Here is a 15,507-nt window from a genome sequence, read left to right on the forward strand (position 1 = left end):
CCTCCAAGTCTAACAAGATTGCGCCCATCGGAAATCCAGCAATACTTTCGTCCAACTGCGATGCTCCTCTGCAAATGCCATTGCATCTGCAAAATCCTCATTCGAATTGATCTCTATATTGGTACTTGGCAAAAGCTTTCTCAAGGTCGCCTGACATCTCGGATCTTTCATCGCATGAAGAACAGGTATAAAATCCTCAATGGAGCTTCGCGAACTCCCCTTCATTGTGATCCCTTTTTCTAAAACATCCCTCGTATTAATAGGCACACGATCCTCTGTAACCCCCATTAAAATGAGATGTCCTCCAGGATTTAATACATCAATCGCTTGATTAATCGCACTCTCAGAGAATTTACCTCCTGTGCATTCTAACGCAATATCATAGGAAGTTCCCGATGAAAAGTCATAATCCTGCACGAGCTTCCGGTTCGGACATTCGAATTTATCCAGCTTTTCGGGAACTGCCCCAAACACCGTCAGGCGATCTAAATCTACCTTGTACACATGATGCAGCATCGCCGCTGCCAAATAGCCAACTGGGCCATCTCCAAAAATAACAATATTAGCGTTTGCCAACTGATCAGCCACATGGTTGAGCGCTTGATAAGATACCGAGCACAGCTCTGTCAACACCGCGATCTCATCCGGAACTTCTGCCGGAATTGGTATGGCACTGGCCGCCGGTACGACTAGCCTGCTTTGCGCGATGCCATCCATGCCGCTTCCCAGAAATCGACCATGGGTACAGTAATTGTTTCCTTTATTGCCTCTGCAGGTTTCGCAGCATTGATCCTGATTCAACCCTTTCATCAAGTACCCTTGAAGATTCGGAACAATAACCACACGCTGACCTTGCTGTAAAATAGGAGACTTGCTCTGAATGATGGTTCCAATACCTTCATGAATCAGGGCCATAGGCAGCTTACGCGCTAGCGCCTCGGCACGTCGTTGACCTGTAAAATAACGCAAATCCGCGTGGCACACGCTCCCAATTGTTGGCTCGACAACAACCTCCCAGTCATGTACTTCGTGCTCTAAGACGATATCTTGCACATCTCGAGGCTTAATAAGTCGATAGGCACGTGATACAACATTACTTTTCACAGCTTGCTTGGCTTCATTCATAGTGGATTCCTCTCCTGTCACATCTAATTAACTTGATATTATAAATTCCCAGACTTCCAAAGGCCTTCAACGAGAAAAAACAGAGGCTATTCGACTTTCATTTTCGTTTCTTTTTTTGTGAATTTGGTAGCCATGCGGTTCAATCGCTTGCACATGCGGAATCCCACAAATCATGTTTAGCAAGCTGCTTATCTGCTGGTCATCCTTCTGGGACGACAGCGAAATAACAATTGAAATCAGTCCCGGGGATTCACCATCTTCAGTAGAACCTTTCCCCATTTGAATTTGCCGTATGGGAATGTTCAATTCGACCAATCGAGTGATGACTTCGCTTAGACATCCGGGATTATCCAGTACCCTTACCGTCAATTCTTCTTGCTTCCTTTTGCGATTGAGATACTTCTCCCAGTAATTGAGCACAAATAAACAAAATAAAACAAGAATGACCGTTACAAGGGATACATAATAAAAACCAGCGCCTACAGCTAACCCAATCGCAGCAACAACCCAGATCGACGCCGCAGTAGTTAACCCCGAAACCTTCGAGCCCGTCCGCATAATGGCACCTGCACCAAGGAAACCAATTCCGCTGATGACTTGCGCAGCCAGTCTTGCCGGATCACCGCGCAGTGCAGGTTCATTGATAAAAAACTCACTAAATCCGTACATGGACAGCAGCATGATCGTCGTAGAGCCAAGACAAACCAAAATATGCGTGCGAAGCCCTGCTGCATGGTTGCTCCATTCTCGCTCTAACCCGATGCAACCGCCTAAGATCAGAGATAATACCAAACGCAATGTGAGATCAAAATGCGAAATATACCAAATTTGATCTACCAAATCTTCACCTCCTCACTCCTAATTCGGCACGTTCGCAATTGTTCATTTGTATTAATTTTTTGCTCATATATGTTTAAATCGATGATATGTCAATCTGAAATTAGTGTCAAGGTGTCATTTTTCAAGAAAAATACAAAAAAACCGAAGAGTTCGCTCTTCGGCTTCTTGTTTATAAGTGTTTGATTTTTTTATTGAACAACCTCATCTTTACCCAATTGACTTACAAATACCGCAATATCCTCCTTAGTCAAAGGAGTCACGAGCGCAAGTTCCTTCTCCTGTGCAGTCGCCAGCTGCTCACGGGCTTCCTCTGTCCGACCAAGTTTATGGAGCGTTTGTGCGTAGAAATAATAAGACTCCGCGTGCTTAGGTGTTTTCGCAATCACCTTGGCATACATCTCAGCCGCTTCATCCAGACGACCGAGCAAATAATAGTTTTGCGCTAAATTATCCATAATGGTTAGATCACTGTCATTATAATCGTACGCCTCGAGATTATAGGCAAGCGCTGCCTCTAAGTCTCCATGCAGGATTTGGAAATAACCATAATTCCCATAAACCAGCGTGTTCTTGACCTCGCTTGCTTGTTCCTGCAGGATTGCCAAAGCCTCGTCCCTTTTATTCTGCAGCCAGTACACCGTTGCCACATTGAGCTTGGCTTGACTACGGGTTTCCGCAGATTGGGTTGATTGCAGAACCTCTTCGAACATTTGCTCAGCCTTAGTAAGATTCCCCGTCTTCATTAACAAATAGCCATAGCCAATCTGATGTTTCGGCAGAAAAGCTTTCGAGACATACGCTTTTTCCATCCACATCAGCGCTTGCTCACGATCACCCTTCATATAGGCCAGATTGCCCCTCTGAGCATAAAAGCCAGAACGATTCACATAAGTAAAATAACCTAGAATCACCAAGATCGCTGCTACCCCAAGTAGCCAGTTAACCTGAAAACCAATAACAATTAAGACAATCACAACGATAAGCTTAAGCAAACTTTTCACAATCGGCGGCATAGCTACTAATCTCCTTTGTACACGCTATTAGACTAGTATCATTGTAGCAAAAAATGCTGTCCTTCTCATAGCTTTACGGTAAAGCTAATTTCCCCATGATCGTCTGTCTTTCCGCCCCCGTCGCCGCAGGCACATTGTTTGGCTCTCCTTGGATGAAGGCATTGCCTAGCAAGGCAAACAGTATTGCTTCCTTCGCATCAGCCGATATGCCGACCTCGTCGGATGTAAGAATAGTCTGCTCTGGCAGCAGTTCACCAAGCATCCGCAGCAGCGTTTGGTTATGGGCCCCGCCGCCACTCACAATGACTTCCGCAATATCACTCTGTGGAAAAATAAAATCCTGATAGCCGCGAGCGATGCTGTGCGCTGTAAAAGCTGTCGCCGTAGCCACGATATCCTCGTGTGGAAGACCTCGTTCCAAAGCGGATGCCAGCCATACTGCAGTATAGGCTTTTCCGAAAATTTCTCGTCCCGTCGATTTGGGAGCTGGTTCTTGGAAATACGGATGAGCGAGCATGCCCTCAAGCAGCTCTTGATGTACCTTCCCTTTAGCTGCCCAATCGCCATTCGCGTCGTACGAAATGCGCCCCCCGGATAGCTCATAGACGACCTGATCCATGATCATGTTCCCCGGGCCCGTGTCAAAAGCACTGATTCCGCTGGCATTAGCAGGAATCGCTGTGCAATTTCCGATGCCGCCTATATTTTGAAGGATGCGCCCTTTGTTCGCGTCCTTGAACAGCAAATAGTCGCCATAAGGCACAAGCGGTGCGCCTTGTCCGCCGACAGCCATATCGGCTGTGCGGAAATCGCCTACGACAGGCTTGCCTGTGCGTTTGGCAATGACAGACAAATCCCCGATCTGCAGGGTTGATTTGGGAAGATAAGGATTTGTATCATCCGCTGTTGGGATGTGCCAAACCGTCTGACCATGGGAGCTGATTAGATCGATCTCTTCCATGCTGATGTTCGCTGCTTTCGCTGTGTGTATCACGGCATCAGCGAAGCGCTCGGCAATGGCAAAGTTCATACCGCACACTTGTGCGACATCGGAATGCTCGATCGTGCACAGTAGCTTTAACCTTTCGCGCGTTTCATCGTCGTAAGGGAAGCTCTCAAAGTGCAGCTGCTCGATTTTCACATCTGTGCCGCTGCCCTCAATGCGAACGATGGCTACATCGATGCCATCCAGGGATGTGCCAGACATAAGCCCAGCTATCGTTAGTGAAGATTTATTTAGAAGTGTACGCAACAAGAGAACTCATCTCCTTGGTAATGGGATTATTAGCTATGATGTTCCTACTACCTTTGAATAAGAATCATAAGATTTCCACACGCGGTAATTCAGTTTTTCGTAAAAAGCAACGAGAGTTGTCCAATCGATAACGATCCGTCCAACCTGACGTTCCCGAAGGAAATGAACACCTGCTTGAACAACCGCGAGTCCAAACCCTCTTCCTTGATACGCGGAATCGACACCTAGAGGCCCAATCCCTCCTAGCTCGTCTTCAAATAAAGGCGACCAGTACACGTTTTGAGCGATGATAGGTGATGCGCTGTCGTTGATGCGGCAGAACCCAACAATATGACCATCGGTTTCAATCACAACAAATTCGCGTCCCGTCCCCCCGAGTTCAAAATAGCGTATAGCTTCGTATTCCCAACGTCCTGGAAAACAGCGGTGGAAAAAGGCGAGCAGATCGTCCTTCTCATGACTCTCCAACAACCGATACGTAACACCCTCCTGCGCAGGCAATGCGTTCGCAGAGGAAGTGTCATACGTTGCTAGTAGATCATTTTCCACACGATTATCGTCTTTATAGCCCTTAGCATCGAACCAAGTGCGCACTTCAGGATACTCTATAGGAATTCCCGGAAAGTAGTGCCATGGATCACGACCGAGCAATATTCTTTTAACGCCATGCTCCAGTAGAGCCGATTCCGTCCGTTGCAGTAGCTCGCTTCCAATACCACGTCTGCGATAATCTCGGTCAACCAACAGGACCTGAATCCAGCCTGCACCAGCTCCCAGCACGAACTCCCTCTGCTCCTGCCAAAGCTTGGCAACGATAAAACCAACGACTTTGCCGGTTTCCTCTTCAACAGCCATCCAAGAACCCGTTTTTAATACGTTGACATCGAGGAAGCTGTTTTGTTGAAGCAGTTGTTCTTGCATGGGAAACTGTTCGCCAATCTCTCGATTCCACAGCGTACTTAATTCGGTCAACCGATCCTCCGATAAAGGTACAAAGTTCATTCGATAACCTCCGAAACTAATAGGATTGAGCGAGAATAAGATTGTGCAGCCTTGGCCGCATCTGAAGAATATGTTCCGTTCGACCAAAATGAACCCGATTGGTGAGCAATATGATAGTCATATCTTGCACCGGATCGAACATAAGGCTAGTACCGGTAAACCCCGTATGCCCAAATGCTTGCTCGGATACATAGTCGCCGCCGAACCAGAAGCTTTGCGGATTTTTCAGCGACCAGCCCAGCCCTCGAAACTCTTGATCAAAAGGGGTAAAATTACGCAATGACAGCTCAACCGCTGCCCTTGAAAGGATTCGCCGCCCCTTAAAGACACCTTTCTGCCGGATCATTTCCGCATAATTTGCCAAGTCGTGCGCCGTTGAAAATAACCCCGCATGACCGCTTACGCCACGCATGAGCTCCGCTTTTTCATCATGAACCTTGCCTGACTTGTAGGTTTGATGCTGTTCAGAAAACTCAGTAGCCGCGTAGCGCGATGGATCAAAGGTCGGACAAAAACCTGTTTCCCACATCTCGAGCGGTTCATATATTTCCTTTTTGAGATAAGCGTCGAACGCTTCCCCCGTCACAGATTCAATTATGAGGTAGAGCAATATCAGGCCAATATCACTATATACAACCTTCGTTCCCGGGGGATGAATCGGCCGTTCTTGCAAGATAAGGTCCACCACCTCATCCCGGGATAGATGCATCATCTTTCGAATACCCCGGATATCCGCCCTAAGCCCTGAGGAATGTGTAAGCAAATGTACGATCCGAATAGGCTCATCCTGAAGGGTGCGAAACTGTGGCAAAAAGATACTTATTGGATCAGCCAAAGAGAGTTTACCTTGATCCAATAATTGAAGCACCACCGGCAGCGTGGCAACAACTTTGGTCAGTGAAGCCAAATCAAATACGGTATCCGTTCTCATCGAAGCAGCTTCAGGATAAACAACTCGACTCCCATAAGCTTGATTTAAAACTTCATTGCCTCTATGAGTGATAGAAAGGACCGCACCAGGCAGATGTCCTTCCGCAATTTGTTGTTCGATGAAGTTGCTTATTTTAGCAATATCCATATTGGACATACTGAGCTCCCTCCACTTTCTTGCCTTGAAACCGCAAGTGAGATAGTCAAAGCTGCACAGAACGAGGAGTTCGTCGAGAAAGTCATTAAAAAAACGACTTACTCATTCCAAGAACCCATGTCGCGCTCGCGTAACTCGAAATAATCGACTTACACACTCCAAGAACCCCTGTCACGCTCACGTAACTCGAAATAATCGACTTACACACTCCAAAAACCCTTGTCGCGCTCGCGTAACTCGAAATAATCGACTTACACACTCCAAAAACCCTTGTCGCGCTCACGTAACTCGAAATAATCGACTTACAGTTTCTTTACTGCCCGCTCTCCCATCTCCAGCCCGCTGGATAGTCCGCGCCTAGCGCCACAGGCAGACGACCTTGCGGCGTCAACATGCCGAGAAGGCAACGCGCTGCACTCTTCAGCGCCAGCGGTCGGCTTTCATAAGCCGCGACGAACGTCGCTACGTCCGGGAACTCCAGCAGGTCATACGGCACGCGCAGCGCGACGACAACCAGCGGCTTCCCGAGCGCTTGCAGCTCGCGCACTAGCTCGACCTGCGCAGGTTGGAATCGGGCGTTATACGTCCCGATGACGATCTGCTCCGCGTCGCGCGCAGCCGCAAGCACAGCTTCGCGGCGCTGGCTCACCTCCGCCAGCGGGAGCACGCGATCGATCACGTCCAAGCCGTGCTCGGCCAGCGCAGCCCCCAAACTCGCGACGCCAGCGTAGGCTTCGTCGACGCCCGACGAAACCGCCGCGGCCACGGTGACCGCCAGCGTCCGCACGCGCGGAAGCGGAAGCAGCTGCTGCTCGTCCTTGACGAGCGTGATGCTCGCTTCGCTGAGGCGTTGAGCTACCGCGCAATTTGCCGCGGTCCCAACCTCAGCCGCAGCTCCCGCGCTCGGCCGCTCCGCAATTACCCCGCGGCGTGCTTTCAGACCGAGCAATCGTCCCACCGAAGCATCGATTTGCGCTTCGGTAATACGCCCTTCGAGCACAGCTTGCTCAATGGCTGCAAGAGCACCGACCTGAAGGTCGTGACGATGGCTGATCAGCACAAGATCAGCCCCTGCTTCGACCGCCATGACTGCCGCTGCAACCGTGCCGTAGTGCACGGAGATCGCGTGCATCTCCATGCAATCGGTCATGATAACGCCGTCATAGCCAAGTTCTTCTCTAAGAAGACCCGTCAAAACAGTCTTCGACAACGTCACCGGCAGCTTGCTCGATTCTAAAGCTGGGAAATAAATATGCGACGACATAATGGCATCGACTCCATTTTTTATCGCCTCAACAAATGGCACCAACTCCACAGTGCGAATCCGCTCTTCATCGTGCGTAATCGTCGGCAAATCCAAATGGGAGTCCACATTTGTGTCCCCATGACCAGGAAAATGCTTCGCCGTTGCCACAACGTTCGCATCTTGAAAACCTCTTACAGCCTCACGCCCATATTGAGCGACGAGCTCTGGCGATTCGCCAAATGAGCGCACACCAATAACCGGATTATCTGGGTTGTTGTTCACATCCAGATCCGGTGCAAAGTTCAAATTAATACCGAGCGTGCGCAGCTCTTTCCCCGAAATCAGGGACGCTTCGTACACGCCTTCTGGACCTGCATCTCCTGCAGCCAGCGCCATGGACCCTGGCATGAGAGCAACCCCTTCGGTAATACGGGCCACCATACCGCCTTCTTGGTCAATGGAAATCCAAAGCGGCAACGTACCGTTACGCTCCGCGATGGCTTGTAGACTGCCGGATAACTCAGCAACCTGCTTGGTATTCTCGACATTCCGTGCAAAATAAATAACACCGCCAATGCGCTGCTCCGCTATGAGTGCTTCCAGCGATTCAGACGGCACCATACCTTCAAATCCGCAGAGGATCATCTGCCCGATTTTCTCCTGCTGCGTCATTTCATGAATTTGTTTCATATTCTATATACCTTCCCTCATTACAAAATCACTGCATCCGATTAAGCGCCATTTGAGCGGCCCCGCTTGCAGCATCTCTCTTCGGTGTTATACAGTCCATCGCTGGATAACGTTCTTTCAACAGATCGATAAAAGCTGACTGCACAAAACTGTTTTTTAACAGCACGCTTCCCGTCATCGCCAGGCTTCCTTCCTGCATAGACAATCGTTCCGCTACCGGTACAACTAGCTCAACCAACGAACGGGCACTCTTCTCGACAATGGCCAGTGCCGCTTCATCACCAAGCTCGCAAGCTTTGGTTAAAATAGGAGCGAGTGCGGCAATATCCTTTTTATTCGTCGTTTTATCATAGACAAACCCAATAATTTGTGGAATCGAAGTCATGCCTAGCTGCTCGAACACCATTTGCGTAATGACCGTCTCCGGCATCCGTCCATCATGAGCGCGTACGACTGCGGACAGCAGATCTCTGCCGATACTGTAGCCGCTGCCTTCATCGTCGATCAGGTAGCCGTAACCGCCAGCGCGCGAAATGTCTCCAGCTTCATTTTTGCCATAACAAATCGAGCCTGTTCCTGCAATCAAAATGATGCCAAGCTCCTTGTTATGCGCGCCGCACAACGCAGTATCCTGATCGCCGGTAATGAGCAAAGCGCCCTCATACCCGCTTGCTCGAACACTCGCTTCCAAACGGGTCTTCACCGTTGGATTGCTAACCCCAGCCGCACCGATGCACACCTGTGCGCAATACATTAGGCCACCGCATACGCTTGCTATTGTGCGAAAAATTTCCTCTAGGCTAGCCCCTACACTCGCCTCGTCCTGTCCATTATAGTTAATGGCCCCTGATGTAAACGTGTGAACAACGTGACCGCTCTCATCTACGATGGTTACTGCGGTTTTGGTTCCTCCGCCATCAAGTCCCACTGCATATTTTTTCATTGTCAAAACGTCACCTCCAAATGCCTCTAATACAGATGATATGGCTGCTTTCTCCGAGCAAATTTACGGCTCTCTTCACGGAATTGTTCCAACATAGCCGGAATATCAACCTGAGTCTCACGGTAATGGCTGCCGCCGCCAAGCAAATCAATGAACGGTCTTGAGCCCTCTTTAAACGGTGGTAAAAAGGAGAACTGTTCGTATCTCTGTTGAATCGTATACATCAATGTAACACCAATATCGATCGGTCGAACCGCCCGATTATCGAGCACATGAATTTGCACCCCTGCGCATTGCTCTCCCTGAAATTTCGAGAACGATGGTTTAAAATAAACAGGACGGAACACGACGCCAGGCAGCTTTTTCGCATTCATTTCATCCGCTAATTTCTGCGCATCGATGAACGGAGCACCGACGATCTCAAACGGAGCGGTCGTTCCTCTGCCTTCCGATAAGTTCGTCCCTTCAATGATACATGTGCCGGGATACAGCACCACGGTCTCAAATCGAGGAATGCCGATGGAAGGCATAATCCATGGACGTCCAGTATCCGAGAACAGCATGTTTCGTTCCCAACCTTCACAGCGTACAACATGCAGCTTGCAGTTCAATTGTTTCTCATCGTTCGCCATCATAGCGACCTCTCCAGGCGTCAATCCGTAGCGGACACTAAGTGAATAGTTGCCGACAAAGGATTCAAACCCGCTTTTCAGCACATTGCCTTCTACCGTTACACCATCGAGTGGGTTAATGCGGTCCAGCACAACAAATTCTTTGCCCGCTTTCGCACAATCTTCCAAAGCATAAAGCATCGTATAAATGAAAGTATAATAACGCACACCTACATCCTGGATATCGTAGACGATGATGTCGACCTCATCCAGCATTTCCTGTGTCAAACGTTTGGAATCTTTGCGATACAAGCTATAGACAGGTACACCCGTTATCGGATCCATATAGGTGTCGACCAGCGCACCTGCTGCGAGATCCCCGCGAACACCATGCTCTGGCGAGAACAACGCCACTAGGTTGAACTTCTCATGAAGAATTTGAATCGTCGAAACAAAATCCTTATTTAAACCTGTAGGTGCTGTAATCAGCCCTACCCGTTTGCCTGCGAATAAGTGCTCATACTTATCTATACAATCGATACCATTTAAGATCATCGCTGCCTCCTGAAACTCCCCTTGATTTTAAAATGACTGCAACAAGCTCATGTCTCGTTACAGTCATTGGGGTATTCTTTAAAATATTATAATTCCGATTGGCGAATTCGCATCGTTTCTTCTGGAACCATGAACGTCTGCGCATATTCTTTTCTCGCTTCAAGGCCGCGAACACGCATCAGATGCTTGTAATATTCCAAGTATTGAAAAGACTTGCTGCCAGTCACGAACCAGTGGGTCGAGACAGCCTTCACCCATAAATCAAACGCTTCTTTAGGGAAATCAACATAGACATAAGGGCGATAATCAACAGCATCTTCCCAGTTTTCGGCATAATACAATTTCGCAGCAAAGTGAGCTGGCTTCTCCCTCTCAAACGAGGATAAGCCTGCGAAGAAGCGCGCATCGTTCACGATACGGTGGGTCGTCATATGATCTTTATGCATGCTGTTCTTAAAATGTGTAATGATCACGTTCGGCTTCACGTCGCGAATAACATCGCAAACTCGAAAACGCATTTCTTCGTTATCCTGCAATTCACCATCCGGAATGTCAAAGACGATAGATTCCCCGCCTAGCATTTCGGCGAAGGTTCTTGCCTCATTCACCTTTTGCACACGGTATTCCTTCATGTCTTGTCCTGCAGGAACGCCGCGCTCTCCCGCAGTCAACGCCAAAGTAACAATGCGATCACCTTTCAGAGAATGGTGAGCAAGAACGCCGCCCGCCGTTAATTCCGCATCTCCTACGTGACCTCCGATAGCTAGAATGGTCATTTTCGATTCGCTCATAACGCAAACTCCCTTCTCATGACAGCAAATTGTCTTACGGTTTGAAAGCCAGCACGCTCATAAATCCGAAGCGCCGGATTCGAAATGCCCGTATAGAGTGACATATACTCGGTCCCTATTGCTTGAAAAGCCTCACATAGCTTGAAGAAAAGAAGGCTCCCCAATCCATGGCCCTCATGGTCAGGAAGCACACCGATACCGGCAAAATAGCCGCGTCCATTCGCTTGCCGAATGACCGGGCCTGCGAAACCAATCGGCTTGCCTTGGTAGGCAGCGACAACAACAGGTACACCACTCGCTGCAGCTGCTCCGATTTCCTTTTGCCATAACGGATTGCCGAAGCCCTTGAGCATGTCTTCCACACCATCGTTCTTACTCGGGTCGAACATTTCGACCGTATACCCAATGGCGGCAGCTTTCGCTTCTTTGGCTCGGATTTCATCCGGAATCGCAAACCCTGACAGATGAAGATACATCGCACATTGCTTCGCACGTTCCACATAGCCATTCCTCAGCAAAAACGCATACAGCTTGCTATCCACTGGCACACCTGGCGCATTGTTATGCTCGTGCTTCGCGGTATTCGGAATGTACCATGGCAGCAGCATCGGGTTGAAAAAGAGAACGTCTGCCTGCTTTTTCCCCAGCTGTTTAAAACGGTTTTCCAAAGCAGTTAATAGCATGAAATAATTAGCATCGGTTTCAAAACCGCTCGCTAACACGATGCATGTGATATAGCCAGCCACGTCACCAAGGGGCAGATCATCTCCTGTACATCCACAGGCAAAACCGATGACCTTATCCTCTGACAATAGAAGGAATGTATTTTCCCGATCCCAGTAACGGTTCCCCGCAAAGATTTGATCAAAGCTCTGTTCCGTAAGTTCTTTATAACCATCCGCCACCGCGGCTTCATTCCATAAAGCGATGACGGACTGTCGATACGAATCGTCCCAAGTTATCAGCATGGCGTAAGCAGCCTCCTTTTGACCAAAGCCTAAGCTTAGCCCTTCACCGCACCTACAGTTACGCCTTCCAAGAAGTATCTTTGTAGGCTAAAGAATAGTACAAACATTGGCAATGCGGAGATTGTAGCTCCTGCCATCATTGGCGCGATCATGGTTGTATTTGCAAATCGGAAGCTCTTGAGACCGACTTGGATCGTTTGCATTTCCATGGAGTTCGTCACAAGCAACGGCCAGAAGAACGTATTCCAGCTCTCCATAAACGTCAGAATCGCCATAACAGCCATAACGGTTTTGGACAAAGGCAGAATGATTTTCCCATAAATCTGGAACTGATTGCAGCCTTCAATTTTCGCGCACTCCAAAATTTCGTTCGGGATGCTGCCCATAAATTGTTTAGCAAGGAAAATATTAAACACAGTAACTAAACTCGGCAAAATTAAGGCGCTGTACGTATTTTGCAATTCAAACACGTTGACCATCAAAATGTATAGCGGCACAAGCGTCACTTGAGTTGGAATCATCATGGAACCAAGCAGCAAAGCAAATAGGAAGCCTCTGCCTTTAAATTGAATTTTGGAGAAAGCGTAGCCCGCCATACTCGCAAAAAGAACGTTCGAAATCATTACCGTGACTGCAACAATAAGTGAGTTCAGCAGCCAACGAACGGAATTCTCGTTAAAGTCAAAAAAGTATTTGTAGGACTCAAGCGTAAACTTTTTAGGAATGATCGAATACTCGATCTCTCCGACCGCAACTGGATCACTAAGCGATGAAATGAACATAAAGTAAATCGGAAATACCGTCGCCGCAGCAAATAGAAGAAGGGCGATAAAAATGATCGCATTTCGAATCTTTTTCACTTTGGGCTTGCCTGCGTGAGTGCTATACAATGCCATTTATTATCCTCCCTCTCCTAATACTCGACGTCTTTACCAGCGTATTTAAACTGAATAAATGCAATGACGCCAATCACGACAGCCAGTAGCAGAGATTGTGCTGCTGCTTTACCGAAATCGAATATCGTGAACGCATTATCAAAAATGAGCAAACCAACCATCGTCGTTGCATGATTCGGTCCTCCGCCTGTCATCAAGAATGCATTCTGGAATACTTGGAATGAACCGATGACGCCTGTCACCAATAGGAACAGTGTTGCTGGACGAAGACAAGGAACAACGATGTGCCACAGCTTCAAGAAGAAACCTGCTCCATCAAGTTCTGCTGCTTCGTAATACGTTTCGTCAATACCTAGCAGACCAGCTAAGTAAATAATAATGCTTGTGCCGTGGCTGGATAGCCAAGACATAAGAACCAAGGAGAACATAGCAGTTGCACTTTGGCCAAGCCAGTTCTGATTCTCGAAACCAAGGAGTGCGATGAGTTGGTTCATAATTCCGCCATCCATCGGATCGAAAATCCAAAGCCATACGACCGCCAAGGCGACACCTGAAGCTACCATCGGCAAGTAATAAATACCCTTAAAGAAAGACTGCGTTTTCTTCTTCAGCGGCAAAATCAAAATAGCAAGCACGAAAGAAAGAAACAAGTTAACAGGAACCGTTAACAGGGTATACACAACTGTATTGCGCATCGCTTTCCAAAACAATGGATCCGTCAACGAATTTACGTAATTGTCGAAGCCAACGTAAGTTGAGCCGAGCGGCTTATATTTTTGCATACTAATGATGAAAGCACTAACGACCGGGTATGCATGAAACAACGCAAACACGATTAATGAGACGGCAACGAATGCATAACCCCACATTGCATCTCCACCTTGAAACTTCTTTCTTTTTATCGGTTTTGCAATATCATTCATACGGGTCACCCCCCTTTCAGAAACTTCCGCTTTAAAATAGTTCGGATAGCCGCGCAGCAATCTGCTGCACGCCTATCCGAAGATAACGATATGATATTAGTCTTTTGCAATTCCGTTCTCGCCAAACTCCTTGATTGCTGCCGCTTTCACAGCATCGTACATAGCTTGAGGTGTAATTTCACCTGCAAGTAGACCTTGGAATTTAGGAACGATAACTTCTGTTTCTAATTTAATTGCTTTTGCAGCCAAATCTGTCGGGATATCCGTACGGTTTGGCGTTGCATTTTTAAGCATGTTATCTACAGCTGCAATGTTGTCAGGATTTCTGTCAATCTTCATGCTCTCAGCAGCTTTTTTAGCGCTTTTCGTAATATGCGCAGCGAACAAATCGTTATTCGTCGCAGCTGCAACGTTACCGCTAGCCAAGAAGTAAGCTGCTTTTACAATGTTTGCTTTATGCTCAGCAGTCGGCTCTTTTTTGCCGCGGAACGTCATGTAACCATCAACAACCGTGTTCGCGGAAGCTTTCGCACCTTGGAACGTTGGAGCAGGCAATACGATGTAGTCAACAGGAATACTGTCTTTTACAGCACTTGCGTCATTCGCTTTAAGCTTAGCATTGTTAGCCTTAGCGGAGTTTTCAAATACAGCAAGACCTTTACCTGTGATCATCGTTTGACCCGTCAAGAACATGCTCCAACGTTTACCTGCGTCTACGGAGCTAAGCTCTTTCGGCATGGAACCGTCATCGATCAGTTGACGAAGATCTTTCAGCAAACCAAGGTAGTTTTTGCTTGTGTACGCATATTTCATGTCTGATGTGAATGCGTAAGGCATACCAGCGTTTTTAGCCATAATACCCAAGTAGTCAACCGCTGCAACGCCTTTTACTGCGAAAGTAAAGCCGTAACGCGTTTTACCGTTTTCAGTAACTACGCCTTTTTTGATCGCTTCACGGAATTGATCGTAAGTCCAGCCACTTGTCTGTACTTTTTTCCAATCGATGCCTGCTTTCTCTAAGAACTCTTTGTTACCGCCTAGTGCATGAACTTCCATGTAAGCCGGGAAGCCGTATAGACCTTTACCGCTCTTCATGTAATCCAATGCCGTTTTATCGTAATCGCCTGTCATCTCAGCTGTAGCTACATCCGAAATGTCCATCGCCAAGCCTTGTTCAATATATTTAGGAATCGTGCCGGATCCACCGAAAGCGATATCTGGAGGGCTTCCTGCGTTCACTTGCGTATCAAGCTTCTGTTTCATATCTTCCCAGCTAGCTGGTTCGATTTTCAACGTAAGGTTTGGATACAAAGCAGTAAAGTCTTTCGACAATTGTTCAAATGTTTTTTGATAGTTTGGTGAAACCGGTGGAAGCAATGCAGTGATGGTGTCTTTTGCAGTGCTAGCAGTAGCTGCTGGAGCTGTAGTGCCTGCTGGTGTAGTTGTTTCTTTCGTACCAGAGTTACCACCACAAGCGGTTAGAGCCATTGTTAAAGCGAAGACGGAAGCTAAAATTGGCATTTTTCTTTTCATGAAAAACAAACCTCCTAGTGTAGGGATCC

At 47.8% G+C, this 15,507-nt stretch carries 14 protein-coding genes; all 14 read right to left on the minus strand.

Features of this window, described 5'->3' with window-relative positions:
* Positions 1-9: 9 nt before the first annotated feature.
* Positions 10-1,125, minus strand: a complete 1,116-nt coding sequence (locus AC58UX_RS12420) for an alcohol dehydrogenase catalytic domain-containing protein (protein ID WP_497252954.1) — start codon at positions 1,123-1,125, stop codon at positions 10-12.
* Between the two features lie 66 nt (positions 1,126-1,191).
* Complete coding sequence (locus AC58UX_RS12425) at positions 1,192-1,965, minus strand: MgtC/SapB family protein (protein WP_497252956.1); 774 nt, start codon at positions 1,963-1,965, stop codon at positions 1,192-1,194.
* A gap of 188 nt (positions 1,966-2,153) precedes the next feature.
* Positions 2,154-2,978 (minus strand): tetratricopeptide repeat protein, encoded by an 825-nt coding sequence (locus AC58UX_RS12430; protein ID WP_497252958.1) that lies wholly within the window; start codon positions 2,976-2,978, stop codon positions 2,154-2,156.
* Between the two features lie 73 nt (positions 2,979-3,051).
* A complete protein-coding gene (locus tag AC58UX_RS12435; protein WP_497252960.1) occupies positions 3,052-4,233 on the minus strand; it encodes an anhydro-N-acetylmuramic acid kinase in 1,182 nt (393 codons plus the stop codon).
* A 33-nt stretch (positions 4,234-4,266) separates the two neighbouring features.
* A complete protein-coding gene (locus AC58UX_RS12440) occupies positions 4,267-5,235 on the minus strand; it encodes a GNAT family N-acetyltransferase (protein ID WP_497252962.1) in 969 nt (322 codons plus the stop codon).
* 16 nt (positions 5,236-5,251) lie between these two features.
* Positions 5,252-6,322: a serine hydrolase domain-containing protein gene (locus AC58UX_RS12445; protein WP_497252964.1), complete on the minus strand. Its 1,071-nt coding sequence runs from the start codon at positions 6,320-6,322 to the stop codon at positions 5,252-5,254.
* Between the two features lie 313 nt (positions 6,323-6,635).
* Positions 6,636-8,258, minus strand: a complete 1,623-nt coding sequence (locus tag AC58UX_RS12450) for a glycoside hydrolase family 3 protein (RefSeq protein ID WP_497252966.1) — start codon at positions 8,256-8,258, stop codon at positions 6,636-6,638.
* A 28-nt stretch (positions 8,259-8,286) separates the two neighbouring features.
* Positions 8,287-9,201 (minus strand): N-acetylglucosamine kinase, encoded by a 915-nt coding sequence (locus tag AC58UX_RS12455; protein ID WP_497253650.1) that lies wholly within the window; start codon positions 9,199-9,201, stop codon positions 8,287-8,289.
* Positions 9,202-9,227: 26 nt separating this feature from the next.
* Positions 9,228-10,367 carry an exo-beta-N-acetylmuramidase NamZ family protein gene (locus tag AC58UX_RS12460; RefSeq protein WP_497252968.1) on the minus strand — a complete coding sequence of 380 codons (1,140 nt, stop codon included), beginning with the start codon at positions 10,365-10,367 and terminating at the stop codon, positions 9,228-9,230.
* A gap of 86 nt (positions 10,368-10,453) precedes the next feature.
* Positions 10,454-11,158 (minus strand): PIG-L deacetylase family protein, encoded by a 705-nt coding sequence (locus AC58UX_RS12465; protein ID WP_497252970.1) that lies wholly within the window; start codon positions 11,156-11,158, stop codon positions 10,454-10,456.
* Positions 11,155-12,126: a GNAT family N-acetyltransferase gene (locus AC58UX_RS12470; protein ID WP_497252972.1), complete on the minus strand. Its 972-nt coding sequence runs from the start codon at positions 12,124-12,126 to the stop codon at positions 11,155-11,157. Before AC58UX_RS12470 ends, AC58UX_RS12465 begins: the two co-directional genes overlap by 4 nt.
* Before the next feature lie 35 nt (positions 12,127-12,161).
* Positions 12,162-13,022 carry a carbohydrate ABC transporter permease gene (locus AC58UX_RS12475; protein ID WP_497252974.1) on the minus strand — a complete coding sequence of 287 codons (861 nt, stop codon included), beginning with the start codon at positions 13,020-13,022 and terminating at the stop codon, positions 12,162-12,164.
* 17 nt (positions 13,023-13,039) lie between these two features.
* Entirely contained in the window at positions 13,040-13,945 is a 906-nt protein-coding gene (locus AC58UX_RS12480) for a carbohydrate ABC transporter permease (RefSeq protein ID WP_497252976.1), read from the minus strand.
* Between the two features lie 96 nt (positions 13,946-14,041).
* Positions 14,042-15,478: an ABC transporter substrate-binding protein gene (locus AC58UX_RS12485; protein WP_497252979.1), complete on the minus strand. Its 1,437-nt coding sequence runs from the start codon at positions 15,476-15,478 to the stop codon at positions 14,042-14,044.
* Positions 15,479-15,507 lie beyond the last annotated feature (29 nt).

Source organism: Paenibacillus sp. J22P90 (assembly GCF_059692195.1).